The sequence below is a fragment of the Methylocella silvestris BL2 genome (assembly GCF_000021745.1).
In the GTDB taxonomy this organism is placed as follows: Bacteria; Pseudomonadota; Alphaproteobacteria; order Rhizobiales; family Beijerinckiaceae; genus Methylocapsa; species Methylocapsa silvestris.
Genome location: NC_011666.1, coordinates 1616049 through 1635384 on the forward strand (window position 1 = coordinate 1616049; position 19336 = coordinate 1635384).

Genomic DNA, 19336 nt, shown 5'->3' on the forward strand with positions numbered 1-19336 from the left:
AGACGACGTTGTGGGTCGTTGACGATCTGCGCCAAGGGCAGGCGGCGAATACCGCGCGCCAGTTGCGAAGGCTAGCGATTGACCTGCAGCTGCTCGCGGCGAATACCGCGCTGCAGGACACCAGCTACAGCAGTCTCACCTTTCCCGACGGTGGCAGCGACATCCGGCTTATCTTCGAAGACGGTGAACTGCTCTCCGAGCTGAAACCGCTGGGCGAGTTTCCACGAGCCAAGCCGTCGAGTTTCGTCTGGCTCGGCCACAATCCCGGATCGCGCCTCGGTGAAATCGATTTGACGCGCGCCACGCTCACCGCCGCGCGCGACTACGACTTGATGAAACTGCGCTTCCGGTTTTTCGACTTCGTGCTTGCCTTTGTGCCGCTGCCCGTGATCCGACCGGCGCGTGCAGACTGCCGCCTAGTGCAAACCAAGGACGGGCAGTTCGAGGACAGTCGGCCTGTTCTGGTTGCCGAGTTCGATCCCCAGCACGTTTTCGAAGAGGCCTTGTTTCGCCCGGAGCCGCCACCGCTCCCTGACGTCGACGCCAAGGACGCCGACGGCCAGCGGCTGCTGCGTGACGCCATCCGGGCCAAATTGAACGCGGAGAAAGATCCGGCTAAGCGCGCGGAGTATCGCGAGACCGTCAAGAACGCAAAGGTGAAAGCTGAAAAGATCAAACACAAAAAAGAGGACCAGATCTTCGGCCGCTTTGCCAAGTTATATGCGGAAAAGGCCGCGACGGCGGGATTAGAGGTCGATCAGCAAGTTTACATCGGTCCTTTCGGTCTCGAGGCCGATGCGATGCATCTAGCGCGCGATCTGTTCAAGATCGGTTTGCCTGACGCCGTCGCGTTGAAGGATCTTCTCGAAAAAAAAATGGCAACGCCCGCCGAGAAGCGAGAGGCGGTCGCGCATCTTCGATCCAGTTTCGAGATGAGCGAGCGGCGGGCGTGCAAGACCATTGGCAGCTGCCGGATGACGGTTCGTTACGAAGCGAGCCGGCTGGACAATGCGTATGAGCGACGTCGCTTGGGCTATCGACGTCTGCATGTTTTGCTGCGCCGGGAGGGCATGTCATTAACCACAAGCGGCTGTTCGAGGAAAAACTGAGCGTCCGTCGGCGTGGCGGCCGCAAGCGGGCAATCGGGACGCGAGCGCCAATGATGATCCCGCTCGCGCCCAATCAGCGCTGGTCGCTGGATTTTGTGTCGGATCAGTTGACCGACGGTCGGCGCTTTCGCGTCCTGACAGTGGTCGACGATTGCACGCGCGAATGCCTGGTGCTGGTGGCGGATGTCTCATTGTCGGGCCAGCGGGTCGCCCGCGAGCTGGATCGCATCATCGTCGAGCGCGGCCGACGGAAGATGGTCGTCAGCGACAATGGCGGCGAGTTCACCAGTCACGTAGTCTTGCGATGGGCCGACGAGACGCGCGCCGACTGGCATTACATGGCGCCGGGCAAGCCGTTCAGAACGCCTTCATCGAAAGCTTCAACGGCCGGCTGCGTGACGAGTTCCTGAACGAAACGCTGTTCTCGTCATTGGCCAGCGCCCGCGTCAAGCTGGCGCGCCGACTACAACGTCAACGGGCCGCACTCAAATCTCCGCTGGCAGACGCCCGCCGAGTTCGCCCATAGCTTCCCGCGGCGTGAGTCGGCGCTGCGCAATCCCGCCAGCTCACGCCGCTCCAGCTTGAGCCGCTTAACAGGGCAAATCGCACGGCCAAAGCAAACTCAAAACTGGAAAAAAGTTGGGGGCAAGGTCAGGATGGCAAGGGGCCACCGAGCGATGCACCTCTCGCAGAGAATCGAGTTCGGTAAAGGTGGCTTCGTGCCCCCGCAACCAAACATATGCTCCTGATTTACGAAGCTTTTAGCAAAGCCGCCCGCTCGGGCGGCTTTGCTATTTGCGACGACCTCGCGACCCGGTCGTCGGGGAAAATCCTCGATTCATTGCCGCGTGCACAAGCGGCGGCTCCGGGCTGGGTGTTTGAGACCTGCGTTGGCGCAATAGGCCAGCGTAGGAGAAACGACGCGCCGACCCGCGCGATGGATTGACCGCGCCGCCCTAGCCACTGGCGCCATCGCTTAGGCTCCTGCGAACGCCGGGCCGAGCAGCACTTCGGCCCATTGGGCGGGCGCGCCATTCCCCTCACGCACGCAGAACCAGAGGCCGCATTCGCCGGTATCGTCGAGCAGCGCGATCAGATCGCCGGCCTTGCCGTCCTTTGGCAGGCGCAGGCCGACGCGCTCATTCGCGACCGGATGCGGCGTCGCCGGGCCGCCGCGATTAAACCGAACGCCCGCTTTGCGTGGCGCGAGCATCAATTGCGCCGACTTGCCGGACTTGAATACGCCGCCGCGCCCGACGCCGGCTTCGCCGTAAACGCCCGCGTCGGCATAAGCGCCGATCCCTGGAAGGCCCACGCCGCCCGCGACGCCGACGACTCCGGCCGCCGCCGGCCCCATATCGGCCACGCCGCCGCGGCCGAGAACGCCGGGGCCCGCCGCGGCGGGGCCGCTTGGCACGTTGGGGCCGCTCGTGCTGTTTCCGTCCGCGTCGACCGGCGGAACCATGACTGTGGTCGCCTCGGCGCCCTGACCATAGACGCCAACGCCGCCTGTTTCCGTCAAGGTGTGGGCGGGAAGGGCGTCGAAGCTCCGGCCCGTGCCGCCGGCGATGCCGATGACGCCAGCCGCATGGGGCTGTTGCGCGGTGTTGCCTTGCGCCGATTGACGGCCGCCTTGGCCGACGAGGCCCGCGCCCGGAGGCGTCGTCGGATCGGCGAAGAAGTCGGCCTGCGAGCCGCCAAGGCCGTGGACGCCTATGCCGCCCGCGCCGCCGTTGCCGGGCTCCGGCACGCCGCCGCCGACGCCCTGCACGCCGGTTCCCTGATTGCGGCCGCCGCGGCCGACGACGCCCGTTCCGCCTGGCGTTCCGCCAAAGTTCGAGGCGCTGCCGCCGCTCCACCCCGTCGCCCGAAGGCCGTCGTACTGGTTCGCCGCCTGAAACGATTGGCCGTCGTCATAGTCGTCGGGGTCTTCGGGCGACTGCGCCGTCTCGACGATCATGATGGCCGGGCCGTTGAAGTTCGATTGATCGGGCGGGACGTCCGCCCAAAGGATGGTGCGACCCTCGGCGCGGTTGGTCCGGCCGGTCACCATATCTTCGTTGCTGCTGCTTGCGCCGCTCATAATGACTTCCCCCCTGATCCGCGAGACAGTCCCGCGATTGAGGAAGATCATGCGCCTGACGTTCCTCGCCGCCCGTGTTCCGGCGCACCGGTCAGGCGCGCCGCCCTATCGGGGCGGCTTTGGATCTTGAGAACAGCGCCGCCGCGGCGCCACAACGTTAAGTCTCCCGCAACACGGAAGCCGCCGTCAGCAGTTCCCCAGCGCTTTGATCGCCGGCGCAAGCGCCTTGAAGGATGGCGTTCCAGCTTCGCGTAGCCATTCGAAGACGATCATCTCCGTCGTGGCGAGCTTTGCGCCGGCCTCGGCCATGCGGCGCAAGGCGATGTCTTCGTCGATCCATCGGCGGCTGGAAACCGCATCTGCCGCAAGAATCACGCTGACGCCGCGATCCCGCGCGTCGATCACTGTTTGCAACACGCAGACATGCGCCTCGGCGCCGCAAACGATCAGTTCGGTCCGTCCAGACGCCGCGAGCATGGCGAGCCGCCCCTCGATCGCTGCAAAAGCCGAGAAAGCCGTTTTCTCGATGACTGCCGCGTCAGGAGGCAAGGTTGCTACAACGTCGGCGACGGTTCGACCGAGGCCGGCAGGATATTGCTCGGTGACAGTTACGGGGAGGCCGAATTCGCGCGCCGCGGCCAGAAGCAGTTTTACCCGCGCGAGCAATGAAGACGCCGCCGTCAGCGCTGGCGCGAGCCGCTCTTGAACGTCGATCACCAGGAGATGGGCCGAGGCCGAAGCCATCAGAGGCATAGAAAAACTCCGCGCAGATGAATTCGAAAATAGAAGTATATGGCATAGCGGTTTCAACAGTGGAATAAGACGCGTCTACAGATATGCCATTGGAGATATAGCACCAACGATTTGTTGCTTCTACATCAGCATAATCTATAGTTTCACTTTCCGGATCCAGACGTTCTGTCTCTAGATAGAAATATATATAGCTCTCTATTCTCTTTAGAACACAGCATGCTTCCCTTTGACGAAAATCTTGGCCTTGGCGTTTTGATCCTGGTCACGGCGACGCTTTACGCCTCCGTCGGTCAGGCGGGCGCTTCGGGCTATCTCGCGGTGATGGGACTGGCGGGCCTTGACCCCGCCGTGATGAAGCCGACCGCCCTTGCTCTCAACATCGTCGTGGCGCTGATCGGAACGGCGCAATTCTGGCGCGCCGGGCTGTTCCGGTGGCGGAATTTCTATCCCTTTGGCGTACTCGGCTTTCCCTTTTCGATCCTCGGCGGCGCCATCCACCTTCCGGGGCATGCCTATTATCCGATTGTGGGCGTCCTCCTGCTTCTCGCCGCTTTTCAGCTCGCGAGGCCTGCGCCCCAGCGAGACGCCGGAAAGCTTCCGCCGACCGCGCCGCCATTCCTCTTGTCGCTGCTGACAGGCGCCGTAATCGGCTTCGTGTCCGGCGTGACCGGAACGGGCGGCGGCATCTTTCTGGCGCCCGTCATCTTGTTGATGAACTGGGTCGAGATACGCCGCGCCGCCGCTGTGACTGCCGCCTATAATCTTCTGAACTCAATCGCAGCGCTCGCCGGAGCCTATGCGACGTTAAGAGCGCTTCCCCCAGCGCTGCCGCTGTGGCTCGTCGCGGCGGCGATCGGCGGAGCAATCGGCGCCACAGTCGGCAACCGATATTTGCCGGACAAAGCGCTGCGCCACATCCTCGCCGCTTTGCTCGCTGTCTCCGGCGCGAAGCTCATTCTGTTTTGAGCCGATCCCTAACGAGAGTTGGTGAATCTTGTGAGATGCCCGATCGCCGTCTGAGCCGAGTTCGCGATGAGCGTGCCGGACGATTTGCAATCCGCCACTCACGCCGAGCGCGGCCATGACGCCGGCGACGATCAAGTCAGGCCAGCCGGAGCCTGTGCCGAACACGCCGGCGGCCGCCGCGAGCACCGCCACATTGCCGATGGCATCGTTGCGGGAGCAAATCCAAACCGACCGCATATTGGCGTCGCCGGCGCGAAAACGATAGAGCAATAACGCGACGCCGGCATTGGCCGCGAAGGCGAGGAAGCCCACAACGCGCATGACGTTAGCGCGCGGCAGGTCTCGCCCGGCATGATCGTCGACGCAACAATCATGCATGCGCCGTCCTCCACGAAGAACACGCGGACCAGGCCTGCGACCCAGACCATCCCAAGCGGGCGCGTCGTCGGCGCGGATCAGAGAACGAGCCGCGCGCTGACTTTGCGCTGGAACAAAGTCGGGCCTGCCATGAGGCGCCAAAGTTTTTCGCGTCACGAGCCCACGCCTTTGAGCGGCGATCGGCAGACGACCTGCGGGTGTATGCCATCCAGCCACGCAACGCCAAAGGCTCAACCCCGCCTCGGTGGCAAGAGCGATGGCTCCAGGACCGCCAAACACGCTGCGGGCCGAAGCTGTGGCGCTTGCCTGCCCAGCGGCCGCCGGCAATTACAGAAAAGGATCAGACTATGGCGGCGACTTTTATCAGCTCTGCTGGAGCGATCTGGTGGTGCCTCGCTGTCGCGCTGCTTCTGCTCACTTTGTGTTGCGGTCTGGCGCAGCCTTTCGTCCAGAAGCGGCGCGCGACGGCCGCTGCGCAACTTCCCGTTTCGGCGATCCTGCCAATCAAAAGCCTCGATCCCGGATTCGAGATCGCGCAGGCCTCAATGTTCGCTCAAAGTCATTCAGATTACGAAGTCCTGATCAGCGCCGCGGAAGTCGAGTCGCCTGCGCTCCGCGTGGCGCGGCGCGTCGCCGCAGCGCATCCATCCCGTCCCTGCCGCTTTATTCATTCCGATAGTCGAGTGGCTGTGAGTCCCAAGCTGAACAATCTGGTCGCGCCGCTCACCAAGGCGAAGCATGATATCGTCCTGACCAAGGATTCGAACATAACCCTCGATCCGCAAACCATGACGGCGTTTCTGCAGAATCTTGCGCCTGGCGTCGGTCTTGTCGTCGGGATCCCGGTGGCCGTGCGGCCGGAGACCTTCGCCGGCCAGATCGAAGCCTGCCTGATTAATTCACATGCGCGGCTTCTCCTCTCCGCGTCCGTTCTTGGCTTCGGCTTCGGCGTCGGGAAGATGATGCTCTTCCGGCGGAGCGATTTCGACCGAGTGGGCGGCGTCCCGGCGATCAGTGGAAATCTGGCGGAAGACACGGCGATCTCGGTGGAGCTGGCGCGTCTCGGGCTGAAGACCGTTTTCGCCCATCGCACGATCACCCAGGAGATTGGTCCCCGACGTCTAAGCGAAGTCTTTCACCGCCAGGTGCGCTGGAGCGTCATCCGGCGAGCCAATGTGCTGTTCTACCCGTTGGAGCCGCTCGCCAGTCCGCTCCCTGCGGCCTGTGCGGCGGCGCTCGCATCGCCGCTCGCCGGATATTCGGCCCTGGCTGCTTTTTGCGCCACGCTCGCTGGCTGGTTCTGCGCTGAAACAGCCTTCGCCGCGGCGAAGGGATGGGACATTTCAATCTGGTCGCCGCTCTCCTTCCTTGGCCGGGAAGGCCTTTCTCTTGCGGCGTGGCTGCGTGGCTGGACCACTCATCAGGTCATCTGGGCGAGCAATCGGTTCGACGCCCGGCAAGGCCCGGCGTCAATATCCCAAAAGAACTGGCCGCCCGAGGCGCGGGTCAACGCTGAAGCGACCGGCGCAATCGACCGCTCGTCGCGCCTCCGGTAGAGATTTAATATCAGAAGCGGCGTTCGATGTCGTCGAATATGAGTTTCGGCGTTGGACAAGCTTTGCGGGTTTACGAATTGCGCGCCACTACACCGTCGGCGAGCGCAGTGTTGTCCTCATGAGAACGCAGCATTTCGGCAAGGTCCGCGCGCAGCCGGTCGTCCCGCACCCGCGGCAACGCCTCGCGCAGCTTTTGCGCCACCCAGCCCTGGCCACGATTGAGCAAGGCGATGCGCTCGCCGAGGTCCGCGGCAGCCGTCGCCTTGTCGTATAAAGCGCCAACTTTCGAAGAGGGCGTCCCGCCGAGCGCTACGATGTGCTGGATCAACATGGCCCGCCAGCGCGCTTCATCCCGTTGAATCATTCGCGCCAGCTCTGTGATCGGGCTGCCGCCAGCCGCGTGTGTGCTCTCAATTGCCACCCGCCCCGCGGCGCGCTCCGCCTCGAGCAGCTCGTTGAGCAAAGCGGTCAACTCGTCCTTCCCCAGAAAGCCCATATAGGCGTCGTCCGCCTCGTGCATTGAGCAGGCCGGCGAACTGACCTCGATCGTGGCGTCGTCGTTGCTTGGCTTGGTCATTGCACTGCATAGCCCCAGAAATTGCTGCGCCTTTGGTCTCCGTCAATACTGTCGAACGCGGCGGTCACCGAACTCCGTCCGGATCCGCCTCTGCGACAAGATCGTTGTACTCCGGATTCCGCTGGATGAATGCAGCAATGAAATCGCATCTCGGCACGATTCGCCGTCCCTGGCGGCGAGCCTCGGCGAGGACCGCGCGGACGAGCGTCGCGCCAACACCGCGTCCCGCGAGAGCTTGCGGAACTTCGGTGTGGACCAGCACGAGCCTGTTATTCTGCAATACGTAGTATATAGAAGCTATCTCGCCGCCCATGTGCATCTCGAAGCGATGGAGGGCGCCATTGTCGGCGAGTTCAACCATGGGACGCCTCATTGCGCGCCGCGCTCACGGGAGTCGCGTTGAGATCCGGAAATGCGTAGCTCAGCATGGCCTCCAAGGCGGCGGCGCCGGGTTGCGGCGAACCCGACATCCTGCCCAGAAGTTCGAGCCAGATGTCTTCGCCGGCGTGGTCAAGCATATGGCGGATTTTCGTGGCCACGCGCGCGCCCACGGCGACGCCTTCGGCCGCCGCGTCGAGCCGGACGCGCTCCACGAGGCCTGGATTACCGAAAGCCGTCAATGTGTCCTCCGCGGACGCAGCATCCGTCAATCCGCTCAAAATCATGCCCAGCATCAAGGCCTCCTATTGCACGAGCGGCGACGTGGCGGCAGGAAGATCAAAGCCAATGACCCGCGCCTGTCCCGCCAACAGCGCAATATATTGCGCAACGGCGCGACGCCACGAGCTCTCTTCCAGATAGGCGGCGATCCGATCGCGGACAGCTTCGAACGGCAGCGTCTGCCCAGGCGCCTTACGCTCCAGCCGCAGCACATGCACGCCATAGCGCGCGCGCACGGGCGTGGGGCAGATCTGCCCGCCCTCCATCGCGAGCAGGCAAGTCTCGAACTCGGACGTCGTGTCGCCCAGCGCAACCTGACCAAGCCTCCCGCCCTCCTTCCCCGAAGGACAGTCGGACAGGTTGCGCGCGAAGTCGCCAAAGCGATCCGGACGCTCCGCGAGTTTTGCTAGCACGGCCTCTGCCCGTTCAATGGCCCTGGCATATGCCGCTGCGTCGTCGCGCCGGACCTTGAACAGGATATGGGCGGGCTCGAACAGATCCGGGGTCTGGAAGCGCGCGCGGTGGTTATCGTAGTAGCGGCGGCAGACCGACTCATCCGCCGTCGGCGTGCGGACCTCGCGCTCCAGCAAGACGCGGATCATCGCCTCTTCGTCGGCTTCCCGTGCGCCATCCAGAACAAGCGGCTCCGCGGCAAGATCGAGCGCTCGCGCGCGTTGCAGCAGCAATTCGCGAATGATCAGCGCTCGCGCCGCCTGCTCCCACGCCGCGTCGGGAGACTCCGCCTCATGGTTCTGCGCTTCCCGTGCGATGGCGGCGGCGGGAATGGCCATGTCATTCACTGTTACGATCTGCATGGCTCATTTCCCTACGATCGGTTGCCGTGTCCGCACCACCTGGAATCCGCGGCGACCGAGATACCAGACGGGCGCGCTCCACACATGCACGAGCCGGGTGAAAGGGAACACCAGGAAGATGGTCATGCCAAGAAACAGATGCATCTTGAAGATCGGATTGACGTCGGCGACAAGCTCGGCCGCGCCGGGATGCAACGTCAGGATGCCCTGCGCCCACGCCATGAACTTCACCATTTCGGCGCCGTCAAGATGTTGCGCCGAGACTGGAATTGTCAGCAGGCCCAAGGTCAGCTGCGCGTAGAGCATCAGCAATACAAGGATGTCGGCGACGCTCGAGTTCCGGCGGATGCGCGGATCGAAGAGGCGTCTGTGAACAAGCAGAGTTATGCCGACGAAGCACGCTATGCCGGCGATCCCGCCGACCGTCATCGCCAGCAGTTGCTTGAATGTGTGGCTGATGCCGAGCGCTTCGAAGATGGCCAGCGGCGTCAGTAGACCGACGACGTGTCCGCCGAAAATGATGAGGATGCCGACGTGAAACAGATTGGACCCCCACATCAGCTGCCGCCTGCGTAGCAGCTGGCTCGATCCGCTGCGCCATGTGTATTGCGATGCGTCGAAGCGCAGCAGGCTGCCGAGCAGGAAGACGGTGAGACAAAGATACGGGTACCAGCCGTAAAGGATGCTGTTCAGATAAAAGCTCATTGTCGCGTCTCCTTGGGAGGGCGGGCGTCGCGCGCGCCGGCGCGAAGAAGGGTCCGCAGCCGGTCGGCGCCACAGGCGTCGGTCTGCTCGCCGGGGCCGAAATGGACCGCCGCTTCCTCCCATGCCGCGTCGAGCGCGGTCAGATCATCGGGATCGTCTAGCTCTATATCCTGGGCAATATGGGACGAAGACGCGCCCGGCGCGTTCGCCAGCGCCGCGAGAGCCTCAAACACGGCGGCGTAGGCGCTGCCGCGGGCGATCAGGCGCTCGCCGAGAACGTGAAGAATGCTCGCCGGTTCGGCCAGCAGCGCATGCGCCTCCTCGTCGGGCAGCAGCGAGAGAAACTCGAGAAATAGCGGCAGAAAATCCGGCAACTCGCCCGCGGTCGGTTCAAGGCCATGCTGGTGATAGAGATCGACGAGATCGGCCATCGCCTGGCCGCGATCGCGGCTTTCTCCGTGCACATGCTCGAACAGGTGCAGAGATAATGTTCGGCTCCGATCGAACAAAGCGAAATAGCGCTCCTGGAGCTCGTAGATGTCGCGTCCGCCAAGTTCAGCCAGAAGGGCGTCGATGGCGGCGCGCTGCGACGCGGGGACCAATCCCTCATCGGCGAGCGCAGTCGCAATCTCGCCCACGGCGCCCTGCAGCGCTTCGGTCGGATAGGAGATCAGCGCCGCGAGGGCTCTATAGGTGCGGGCCATCACGACGCCTCCATCGGGGTCTTCGGCTTTTTCGCATCGAACAGGCTAAATCCCGTTCTACCGGAGCAGCCCTCGCCGAAGGAGAAGCCACAGGAGCCGCGCATGAGGAACGCATCATCGCCGGTCTCGCGATGGGCGGTCGGTATGACGAAGCGGTCTTCATAGTTGGCGATGGCCATGAGCTGATACATCTCCTCGATGTCCAAACCCGACAGGCCGACGCTCTCGGCAATCGACTCGACGATGACGCCATCCACGGTCTTGGCCCGCATATAGGCGCGCATCGCCAGCATGCGCTCAAGCGCCGCCGTGATCGGCGCCGTGCGTCCGGCGGTCAAGAGGTTGGCGAGATACTCGACCGGGATGCGCAGAGACTTGACGTCCGGAATGCCGCCGACGACGCCGATGTCTCCCTTGGCCGCCGCAGCCTGGATCGGCGAGAGCGGCGGAACGTACCAGACCATTGGCAACGTGCGGTATTCCGGATGCAGCGGGAAGGCGATCTTCCAGTCCATCGCCATCTTCCACACGGGCGAGCGCTTGGCCGCCTCCAGCCATGCGTCGGAGATGCCGTCGAGCCGCGCTCGCGCCTGCACGTCCGGATCGAACGGATCGAGAAAGACCTTGAGTTGCGCCTCATACAGATCGCCCTCGTCCGGAACGGACGCGGCTTCCTCGATGCGATCGGCGTCATATAGGATCACGCCAAGATAGCGAATGCGGCCGACGCAGGTTTCCGAACACACGGTCGGCTGACCCGCCTCGATGCGCGGATAGCAGAAAATGCACTTCTCGGATTTGCCTGAGGACCAATTGTAATAGATCTTCTTGTAGGGGCAGCCCGAGACGCACATACGCCAGCCGCGACATTTGTCCTGATCGATCAGGACGATGCCGTCTTCCTCGCGCTTGTAGATCGCGCCGGACGGACACACCGCCGCGCAGGCCGGATTGAGGCAGTGCTCGCAAAGGCGCGGCAGATACATCATGAAGGTGTTCTCAAAGGCGCCGTAAATGTCCTTCTGCACGCCCTCGAAATTGCTGTCGTGGCAGCGCTTGGAGAACTCGCCGCCGAGAATTTCCTCCCAGTTCGGTCCCCATTCGATTTTTTCCATGCGCTCGCCGCTGATCAGCGAACGCGGACGGGCCGTGGGCATCGCTTTGCTCTCGGGCGCCGTCTGCAAATGCCCGTAGTCAAAGGTAAACGGCTCGTAATAGTCGTCGATCTCAGGCAGATCCGGGTTGGCGAAGATATTGGACAGGATGCGCCATTTGCCGCCGATGCGCGGCTCGATCGCGCCGTCGCGGCGACGCGTCCAGCCGCCTTTCCATCGCTTCTGGTTCTCCCAATCCTTTGGATAGCCGATGCCGGGCTTGGTCTCCACATTGTTGAACCAGGCATATTCCATGCCTTCGCGGCTGGTCCAGACGTTCTTGCAGGTGACCGAGCAGGTATGGCATCCGATGCATTTGTCGAGGTTCAACACCATCGCAATTTGCGCACGAATTTTCATGATACGGCCTCCTTCTGACTGGCGGCTGGCGTTGATCCGTCCAGCCAGTCGACTTTGTTCATGCGCCGGATGATGATGAACTCGTCGCGATTGCTGCCGACTGTCCCGTAGTAATTGAAGCCGTAACTTTGTTGTGCGTAGCCGCCGATCATGTGCGTCGGTTTGAGCACGATGCGGGTCACCGAATTGTGGATGCCGCCGCGCTGTCCCGTGACCTCGCTGCCCGGCATGTTCACGATCTTCTCCTGCGCGTGATACATCATCGCCATGCCGGGATTGACCCGTTGCGAGACGACCGCGCGCGCGACCAGCGCGCCATTTGTGTTGTAGGCCTCGACCCAATCATTATCGACGATGCCGGCCTGCTTCGCGTCGATCTCGCTGATCCAGACGCACGGGCCGCCGCGGCTCAAGGTCAGCATCAACAAATTATCGGTGTAAGTGCTGTGGATGCCCCATTTCTGGTGCGGCGTGACGAAGTTCAGCACGATCTCCGGATTGCCATTGCCGTGCTTGCCCTTGACCGCCGCCGTCCCCTTCGTGTCGATGGGCGGCCGCCAGGTCACCAACGCCTCGCCAAACGCCCGCATCCAGAGATGGTCCTGATAAAACTGCTGGCGCCCCGTCAGCGTGCGCCAGGGGATGAGTTCATGGACATTGGTGTAGCCGGCATTGTAGCAGACCTTGTCGCTCTCGATGCCGGACCAGGTGGGCGAAGAGATGATCTTGCGTGGTTGCGCGACGATGTCGCGAAAGCGGATCTTCTCATCCTCCTTCGGCTCGGCGAGATGGGTGTGGTCGCGGCCGGTCGCCTTGCCGAGCGCCTGCCACGCCTTTACGGCGACCTCGCCATTGGTTTCGGGAGCAAGGCTCAAGATCGCTTCGATGGCGTCGATATCGGTCTCGAGTCTGGGCTGCCCTGCGGCGGCGCCTGCACGCACCGCGCCGTTGAGCGTCGCCAGGAATTCAACCTCGCGCCCCGTCGCCCAGCTGATTCCCTTTCCCCCGTTGCCGAGCTTCTCAAGCAACGGCCCAATGGAGGTGAAGCGGGCATAGAGGTTCGGATAGTCGCGCTCCACCACGGTCACCGAAGGCATCGTCTTGCCTGGAACAGGCTCTGTCCCATCGCGCATCCAGTCGCTGACGCCATAGGGCTGCGCCAGCTCGCCGGGCGTATCATGCAACGCGGGCGTCAACACGACATCCGTCTCTCTGCCCAGAACCTCGGGGCAGATCTCGGAGAACGCCGCAGCAATTCCCTTGTAGATGTCCCAGTCGGTGCGCGATTCCCAGGCCGGATCGACCGCCGCCGTCAGCGGGTGGATGAACGGGTGCATATCCGACGTGTTCAGATCATTCTTTTCGTACCAGGTGGCGGTCGGCAGCACGATGTCGGAATAGACGCAGGTTGTCGACATGCGGAAGTCGAGCGTGACCAGCAGATCCAGCTTTCCTTCCGGCGCCTGATCGCGCCACGCGACGTCCTGCGGCTTTTCGCGTCCCTCGACGCCGAGGTCCTTGCCCATCACCCCATTGTTGGTCCCAAGCAGATGCTTGAGGAAATATTCATGTCCCTTGCCGGAGGAGCCGAGCAGGTTCGAGCGCCAGACGAACATGTTGCGCGGCCAGTTCGCCGGATCGTCCGGATCATGACAGGAAAGATCGAGTTCGCCGGCCCGGACCGCCTTCGCCACAAAGTCTTTCGGCGACAAACCCGCCGCCGCCGCCCGCGCGGCGATGGTCAGCGGATTCTGTTTGAACTGCGGCGCGGACGGCAGCCAGCCCATGCGCTCGGCGCGGACGTTGTAGTCGATCATCGATCCGGACCAGTCGCCATCCGGCGCCGTCGGCGACAGGATCTCCGAAACTTTCAGCGTCTCGTAGCGCCACTGGTCTGTGTGCGCGTAGAAGAACGATGTCGCGTTCATCTGCCGCGGCGGGCGGCTCCAGTCCAGCCCGAAGGCGACCGGCAGCCAGCCGATTTGCGGCCGCAGCTTTTCCTGCCCGACATAATGCGACCAGCCGCCACCCGACTGGCCGACGCAGCCGCACAGGGTCAGGAGATTGATGATCCCCCGGTAAGTCATGTCCATGTGGTACCAATGGTTCACCCCGGCGCCGAGGATCACCATGGAGCGTCCGTTCGTCTTCTCCGCATTCGTTGCGAACTCGCGCGCGACATGGATGATGTGCGCCCGCGGCACGCCGGTCACGCGCTCGGCCCAGGCTGGCGTATAGGGCTCGTCCGCGTCGTAATCGGATGAAACGCCGGCGCCGCCCAATCCGCGGTCGAGCCCGTAATTCGCGCACAGGAGATCAAAGACCGTCGCCACCGCCGTCTCGCCATCTTTCAACGCGAGTCGGCGCATCGGAACGGCGCGCGTCACAACGTCTGGATGCTCGGTCGCGGTGAAGCCGTTCGTGGCGGCGCCGCCGAAATAGGGAAAGGCCACTTCGCCTGTCGTCCCGCCGTCGATCAGGCTGAGCTGCAGCGACGTCTCCGCTCCGTCGCCGCGCCGCGATTCCAGGTTCCATTTACCCTGCTCGCCCCAGCGGAAACCGATCGAGCCGAGCGGGACCACCGGGATGCCCTCGGCGTCAAAGGCGACGGTTTTCCATGCCGCGTTGTTCTCTTCGCCAAGGCTTTCGGCGAAGTCTTCGGCGCGCAAGAGGCGATCCGGAACATAGCGTCCGTCCTTGCGCACGAGACGAACGAGCATCGGCAGATCGGTGTATCTGCGGATGTAGTCGTCGAAATAGGCGACCTTACGATTGAGATGGAATTCGCGCAGGATAACATGGCCGATCGCCATCGCCAGCGCCGCGTCAGTGCCCTGCTTGGGATGTAGCCAGAGATCGGCGAATTTTGTCGCCTCGGCATAGTCCGGCGAGATGACAGCGCTTTTCGTGCCCTTGTAGCGGACTTCGGTGTAGAAATGCGCGTCGGGCGTGCGGGTCTGCGGGACATTCGAACCCCAGATCAGCAGATAGCCAGCGTTGTACCAGTCGGCGCTTTCCGGAACGTCCGTCTGCTCGCCCCAGGTCATCGGGCTGGCCGGAGGCAGATCGCAATACCAATCATAGAAGGACAGGCAGACGCCACCGAGCAGCGACAGATAACGCGCGCCCGCCGCGTAGGACACCATGGACATCGCCGGGATCGGCGAGAAGCCGACCACACGATCCGGCCCATATTTTCTGACCGTGTAGGCGTTGGCCGCAGCGATGATTTCGTTGACCTCGTCCCATGTCGCGCGGACGAGGCCGCCAAGGCCGCGTTTGCTCGTGTATCTGGCGCGCTTTTCAGGGCTCTCCACAATGGAGGCCCAGGCTGCGACCGGGGAGAGCGTCGCGCGCGCCTCACGCCAAAGCCGGAGCAGGCGTCCGCGCACCATCGGGTGCTTCACGCGATTGGCTGAATAGAGATACCAGGAATAACTTGCGCCGCGGGCGCAGCCGCGCGGCTCGTGGTTCGGCAGATCCGGCCGCGTGCGCGGGTAATCGGTCTGCTGCGTCTCCCACGTCACGATGCCGCCCTTGACGTAGATCTTCCAGGAGCACGACCCGGTGCAGTTCACGCCGTGGGTGGAGCGCACGATTTTGTCGTGCTGCCAGCGTTTGCGGTAGCTGTCCTCCCACTCGCGCGGCTCGTTCGTCACGATCCCGTGCCCGTTGGAAAACGTGCCGACCTGCCTCTTGAAGAACGTCAGCCGGTCGAGGAAGTGGCTCATGGTTTTTCCCTGCGGTTCGCGGTCATGCGCAAAGACAGGCGATGACGACGCTCGCTGAGCCTGCAGGTCTCACGGCGTCGCCACATTGATCTACATCAATGTAAAACGTGATTTGATGTGAGACATAGCGTGATAAAGATCACATGGCGTGCATTCTCATCTCGTGGGGCGAGAGGAAAACCAAATGGAAGTGGGTTCGCCAGCCAATCGACCCAACAGCGCGGCTCCAGCTTCCGAAGCCGCAAATGGCGCCGATGCAGGGCCCTGGTCCTCCGCCCGTGATGCGCTCCGGGACATTGCTTGGCTGCATGAGGTCCCTCCTGAAACGCTGGACGCGCTGGCGGCGGAGGCTCTGCTGCATCGCGTGCCAGCGGGGAGCGTCCTGATCGAGCAAGCGGAGACGCCGGTCTTTGCCCAGATTCTCCTCGCCGGCAGCATCGAGCTTTTAGGCATCCGCAATCAGGTCGAGACCCTCATTGAACTCTTGCTTCCGGTAGATCTCGTCATTCCCGCCGCCGTCATCGGCGATCAGCCCTATCTGATGCAGGCCCGCGTCTACGAGGAGGCCCACCTTCTTCTGATCCGGGCTGAAGCCTTCCGGGACGCCATCGCAGCGGATCACGCCTTTTGCCGCGCTATTCTGGGCCGTCAGGCGGCGCAGTTCCGGCGCCAGGTGCGCATGCAGAAAAACCTGAAGCTGCGCTCTGCAGAAGAACGGGTCGGCTGCTACCTCGTCGCGCTCATCGGGCAATCTCAAACAGACATCGCCGTGCGCCTGCCGCTCGAAAAGCGCCTCATCGCCTCGCAGCTTGGCATGACGCGCGAGACCTTCTCGCGCGCCTTGGCCGGGATGGCGAAGTTCGGAATGCTTATCCGCGGCGACATGCTGCATGTCGAAGACGCGGCCGCGGCCCGCGCCCGCTTCCCGCTCGATCCGCTCATCGATGGTCCAGAGCCGATCAAACCCCTTCAAGACAGGAAAGCCCGACCATGAATACGGCGCCTCCAATTCCGACGGCCCGCGCAATCAATCCCGCCGACCAGACCCGCGCCCTGTGGTTGTCCACCATTGCTTTTACGGCGTGCTTCGCCGTTTGGACAATCTTCGCGATCATCGGCATCCAGATCAAAAAAGACCTCGGCCTGTCTGACACGCAGTTCGGGCTCCTGGTCGGCACCCCGATCCTGACCGGATCGCTGATTCGTCTCATTCTCGGCATTTGGGCCGATCAATACGGCGGGCGCGTCGTCCTTGTTTTGACGATGTTGTCCGCGGCCGTCATGACCGCGCTGCTGACCTTTGCTTACAATTATCCCACATTCCTGCTCGCCGCGCTTGGCGTCGGCATCGCGGGAGGGTCCTTCTCGGTCGGCGTCGCCTATGTGGCGAAGTGGTTCCCGAAGGAAAAGCAGGGACTGGCGCTCGGCATCTTCGGCGCTGGCAATGTGGGCGCCGCCGTGACGAAGTTTACGGCGCCCGCGATCATGGTCGCATATGGTTGGCAAACGGTGGCGCTGGTCTGGGCGGCGGCGCTCGCCTTGATCGCCATTGTCTTCTTCCTGATGACGAAGGACGATCCGGATCTCGCGCGGCGGCGGGCGTCGGGACAGAAGCCGGAGTCGGTGGCGGCCATGCTGGAGCCGCTCAAGAACGCTCAGGTCTGGCGCTTTTCGCTCTACTACTTCTTTGTGTTTGGCGGCTTCGTCTCGCTGGCCCTGTGGCTGCCGCGCTATCTCATCGGAGTCTATGGACTCGACATCACCACGGCCGGCATGATCGCCGCCGCCTATTCGATCCCTGCGTCGATCTTTCGCGCCTATGGCGGCCATTTATCCGACAAATTCGGCGCGCGGCGGGTCCTCTACTGGACATTCCTGGTGTCGGTGGCCTGCACCTTCATCCTCTCCTACCCGCCGACACATTATGTGATGGAGGGGATTCGCGGCCCGATCGCCTTCTCGACCCGGCTGGGCATTGGCGGCTTCATGGCCGTGGCCGTCGTGCTCGGGTTTTTCATGAGCCTCGGCAAGGCGGCGGTGTTCAAGCATGTTCCGATCTATTACCCTGATCGCGTCGGGGCCGTCGGCGGCGCCGTCGGCCTCGTCGGCGGGCTTGGCGGCTTCATCATGCCGATCGCCTTTGGCGCGCTGAACGATTTGACCGGGATCTGGCAGAGTTGCTTTTGGCTGCTGTTCATCATCGTGTCGGTCGCGCTCGTCTGGATGCATCTGGCGGTCCGTCAGATGGAACGCACGGCCGAGGGGACTGGCGTCTCATTGCGGACGCTCCCCGAACTTCCCGAGATGCAGCCGATCCACGGAGCTGCGCAGCAGGGCGCAATGGCGGGCACAGGCGCCATCCAGGATTGGCGGCCTGAGGACAAGGTTTTCTGGGACGCTACAGGCCGCGCGATCGCCCGGCGCAATCTTTGGATATCCATTCCATGCCTGCTGCTATCCTTCGCCGTCTGGATGGTGTGGTCCGTGGTCGTTGCGAAGCTCCCCGCCGTCGGCTTCGCCTTCTCGAACGAGGAACTGTTCTGGCTGGCGGCGCTGCCCGGCCTCTCCGGCGCGACGCTGCGCATTTTCTACTCCTTCATGCCGGCGATTTTCGGCGGCCGGCTCTGGACAACACTGACCACCTGGTCGCTGCTGATCCCGGCGCTTGGCATCGGCTTCGCGGTGCAGAACCCCAGCACGCCATACTGGATCTTCCTTGCCCTCGCCCTGCTCTGCGGCTTGGGCGGCGGCAACTTCGCCTCCTCGATGGCCAACATCTCTTTCTTTTTTCCCAAGGCGGAGAAGGGCAACGCGCTCGCCATGAACGCCGGTCTCGGCAACCTCGGCGTCAGCGTCGTGCAATTCGTGGTGCCGCTGGCCATCACGGCCGGCGTTTTCGGCTGGCTTGGCGGCGCGCCGCAGACCGCAACGCAAGACGGCGTCACAACGACGTTATGGCTGCAGAACGCCGGCTTCGTTTTTGTGCCGTTCATTATCGCCAGCGCCTTTGCGGCGTGGTTCGGTATGGATGACATCGCCACGATGAAGTCATCGTTCGCCGACCAGGCGGTCATCTTCCGGCGCACGCATAACTGGATCATGTGCTGGCTCTATACCGGCACCTTCGGATCCTTTATCGGCTTCTCGGCGGCGTTTCCGCTCCTGGCGAAGATCCTTTTCCCGGATGTCAACGCGCTGCGCTACGCCTTCCTCGGCCCGCTCGTCGGCGCCCTCGCGCGGGCGCTCGCCGGCAAGCCGAGCGACCGCATCGGCGGCGGCCGCATCACATTTTGGGTTTTCATCGCCATGAGCCTCGGCGTGGCCGGCGTCCTTTACGCCATTGGCGTGAAAGGCGATCCGATCGCCTTCCCGGTCTTCCTGGCAAGCTTCCTGTTCCTTTTCGCAGCGAGCGGCGTCGGCAACGCCTCGACGTTCCAGATGATCCCGGCGATCATGCGCAAGGAAGTGGCGCGGCTGGAGCCCGGCGTCGTCGCCGCCAACCTCGTCAAGCAATCCGATAAGGAATCGGCTGCGATCATCGGCTTCAGCTCGGCGATCGCGGCGTATGGCGCTTTCTTCATTCCCAAGAGCTTCGGCACTTCGATCGCCATGACCGGCGGAGCGGCTGCAGCGCTCTATGCGTTCCTGGCCTTCTATGTGAGCTGCATCGCCGTCACCTGGTGGTTCTACACGAGGCGCGGCGGTTTGCTGTTCGACGTGGAGCGTGGCGCAGCGAAAAAATGACCGTCCGTCACCTCCTCGGGGCAGCGACGGGCGCCCGCCTC

The 19336-nt window shown here is 63.2% G+C and carries 14 protein-coding genes and 1 pseudogene; 5 read left to right on the top strand and 10 right to left on the bottom strand.

Features of this window, described 5'->3' with window-relative positions:
- Positions 1-710 precede the first annotated feature (710 nt).
- Positions 711-1630, top strand: a pseudogene (locus tag MSIL_RS21025) (IS3 family transposase); the annotation flags it as partial.
- 455 nt (positions 1631-2085) lie between these two features.
- Here the strand turns inward: MSIL_RS21025 and MSIL_RS07650 are convergent.
- Positions 2086-3192: a hypothetical protein gene (locus MSIL_RS07650; protein WP_148213052.1), complete on the bottom strand. Its 1107-nt coding sequence runs from the start codon at positions 3190-3192 to the stop codon at positions 2086-2088.
- A gap of 186 nt (positions 3193-3378) precedes the next feature.
- Entirely contained in the window at positions 3379-3945 is a 567-nt protein-coding gene (locus tag MSIL_RS07655; protein ID WP_012590520.1) for an isochorismatase family protein, read from the bottom strand.
- A gap of 216 nt (positions 3946-4161) precedes the next feature.
- On the opposite strand from MSIL_RS07655, the gene MSIL_RS07660 reads away from it, so the two are divergent.
- On the top strand, positions 4162-4911 hold the full coding sequence (locus MSIL_RS07660) for a sulfite exporter TauE/SafE family protein (protein ID WP_012590521.1): 750 nt from the start codon (positions 4162-4164) through the stop codon (positions 4909-4911).
- A 725-nt stretch (positions 4912-5636) separates the two neighbouring features.
- On the top strand, positions 5637-6845 hold the full coding sequence (locus MSIL_RS07670; protein WP_012590522.1) for a glycosyltransferase: 1209 nt from the start codon (positions 5637-5639) through the stop codon (positions 6843-6845).
- 70 nt (positions 6846-6915) lie between these two features.
- Here the strand turns inward: MSIL_RS07670 and MSIL_RS07675 are convergent, their stop codons facing one another.
- The 8 genes from MSIL_RS07675 to MSIL_RS07710 all read right to left on the bottom strand — a co-directional run bounded on the left by MSIL_RS07675 (position 6916) and on the right by MSIL_RS07710 (position 15551).
- Positions 6916-7422 carry a DUF6306 domain-containing protein gene (locus MSIL_RS07675; protein WP_012590523.1) on the bottom strand — a complete coding sequence of 169 codons (507 nt, stop codon included), beginning with the start codon at positions 7420-7422 and terminating at the stop codon, positions 6916-6918.
- Positions 7423-7486: 64 nt separating this feature from the next.
- Positions 7487-7783 (bottom strand): GNAT family N-acetyltransferase, encoded by a 297-nt coding sequence (locus tag MSIL_RS07680; RefSeq protein ID WP_012590524.1) that lies wholly within the window; start codon positions 7781-7783, stop codon positions 7487-7489.
- Positions 7776-8096 carry a hypothetical protein gene (locus tag MSIL_RS07685; RefSeq protein WP_012590525.1) on the bottom strand — a complete coding sequence of 107 codons (321 nt, stop codon included), beginning with the start codon at positions 8094-8096 and terminating at the stop codon, positions 7776-7778. Before MSIL_RS07685 ends, MSIL_RS07680 begins: the two co-directional genes overlap by 8 nt.
- 9 nt (positions 8097-8105) lie before the next feature.
- Positions 8106-8897 (bottom strand): peptidylprolyl isomerase, encoded by a 792-nt coding sequence (locus MSIL_RS07690; protein WP_012590526.1) that lies wholly within the window; start codon positions 8895-8897, stop codon positions 8106-8108.
- A 3-nt stretch (positions 8898-8900) separates the two neighbouring features.
- Positions 8901-9602 (bottom strand): respiratory nitrate reductase subunit gamma, encoded by a 702-nt coding sequence (gene narI / locus MSIL_RS07695; RefSeq protein WP_012590527.1) that lies wholly within the window; start codon positions 9600-9602, stop codon positions 8901-8903.
- The gene (gene narJ, locus MSIL_RS07700) at positions 9599-10306 is read right to left on the bottom strand and encodes a nitrate reductase molybdenum cofactor assembly chaperone (protein ID WP_012590528.1); all 708 of its coding nucleotides are present in this window, start codon (positions 10304-10306) and stop codon (positions 9599-9601) included. The genes narI and narJ overlap by 4 nt, the downstream gene beginning before the upstream one ends.
- Entirely contained in the window at positions 10306-11820 is a 1515-nt protein-coding gene (narH, locus tag MSIL_RS07705) for a nitrate reductase subunit beta (protein ID WP_012590529.1), read from the bottom strand. Before narH ends, narJ begins: the two co-directional genes overlap by 1 nt.
- A complete protein-coding gene (locus MSIL_RS07710) occupies positions 11817-15551 on the bottom strand; it encodes a nitrate reductase subunit alpha (RefSeq protein WP_012590530.1) in 3735 nt (1244 codons plus the stop codon). Before MSIL_RS07710 ends, narH begins: the two co-directional genes overlap by 4 nt.
- Before the next feature lie 184 nt (positions 15552-15735).
- On the opposite strand from MSIL_RS07710, the gene MSIL_RS07715 reads away from it, so the two are divergent.
- Positions 15736-16545, top strand: a complete 810-nt coding sequence (locus MSIL_RS07715; protein ID WP_012590531.1) for a helix-turn-helix domain-containing protein — start codon at positions 15736-15738, stop codon at positions 16543-16545.
- Complete coding sequence (locus MSIL_RS07720) at positions 16542-19295, top strand: nitrate/nitrite transporter (RefSeq protein ID WP_012590532.1); 2754 nt, start codon at positions 16542-16544, stop codon at positions 19293-19295. The genes MSIL_RS07715 and MSIL_RS07720 overlap by 4 nt, the downstream gene beginning before the upstream one ends.
- Positions 19296-19336: the final 41 nt, after the last annotated feature.

Coding starts and splice junctions, on each gene's coding strand:
- MSIL_RS07675 (WP_012590523.1), bottom strand. CDS start 7,422: ATGACCAAGCCAAGCAACGACGACGCCACGATCGAGGTCAGTTCGCCG.
- MSIL_RS07710 (WP_012590530.1), bottom strand. CDS start 15,551: ATGAGCCACTTCCTCGACCGGCTGACGTTCTTCAAGAGGCAGGTCGGC.
- MSIL_RS07655 (WP_012590520.1), bottom strand. CDS start 3,945: ATGCCTCTGATGGCTTCGGCCTCGGCCCATCTCCTGGTGATCGACGTT.
- MSIL_RS07670 (WP_012590522.1), top strand. CDS start 5,637: ATGGCGGCGACTTTTATCAGCTCTGCTGGAGCGATCTGGTGGTGCCTC.
- narH (WP_012590529.1), bottom strand. CDS start 11,820: ATGAAAATTCGTGCGCAAATTGCGATGGTGTTGAACCTCGACAAATGC.
- MSIL_RS07715 (WP_012590531.1), top strand. CDS start 15,736: ATGGAAGTGGGTTCGCCAGCCAATCGACCCAACAGCGCGGCTCCAGCT.
- MSIL_RS07680 (WP_012590524.1), bottom strand. CDS start 7,783: ATGGTTGAACTCGCCGACAATGGCGCCCTCCATCGCTTCGAGATGCAC.
- MSIL_RS07660 (WP_012590521.1), top strand. CDS start 4,162: ATGCTTCCCTTTGACGAAAATCTTGGCCTTGGCGTTTTGATCCTGGTC.
- narI (WP_012590527.1), bottom strand. CDS start 9,602: ATGAGCTTTTATCTGAACAGCATCCTTTACGGCTGGTACCCGTATCTT.
- MSIL_RS07685 (WP_012590525.1), bottom strand. CDS start 8,096: ATGCTGGGCATGATTTTGAGCGGATTGACGGATGCTGCGTCCGCGGAG.
- MSIL_RS07650 (WP_148213052.1), bottom strand. CDS start 3,192: ATGAGCGGCGCAAGCAGCAGCAACGAAGATATGGTGACCGGCCGGACC.
- MSIL_RS07690 (WP_012590526.1), bottom strand. CDS start 8,897: ATGCAGATCGTAACAGTGAATGACATGGCCATTCCCGCCGCCGCCATC.
- MSIL_RS07720 (WP_012590532.1), top strand. CDS start 16,542: ATGAATACGGCGCCTCCAATTCCGACGGCCCGCGCAATCAATCCCGCC.
- narJ (WP_012590528.1), bottom strand. CDS start 10,306: ATGGCCCGCACCTATAGAGCCCTCGCGGCGCTGATCTCCTATCCGACC.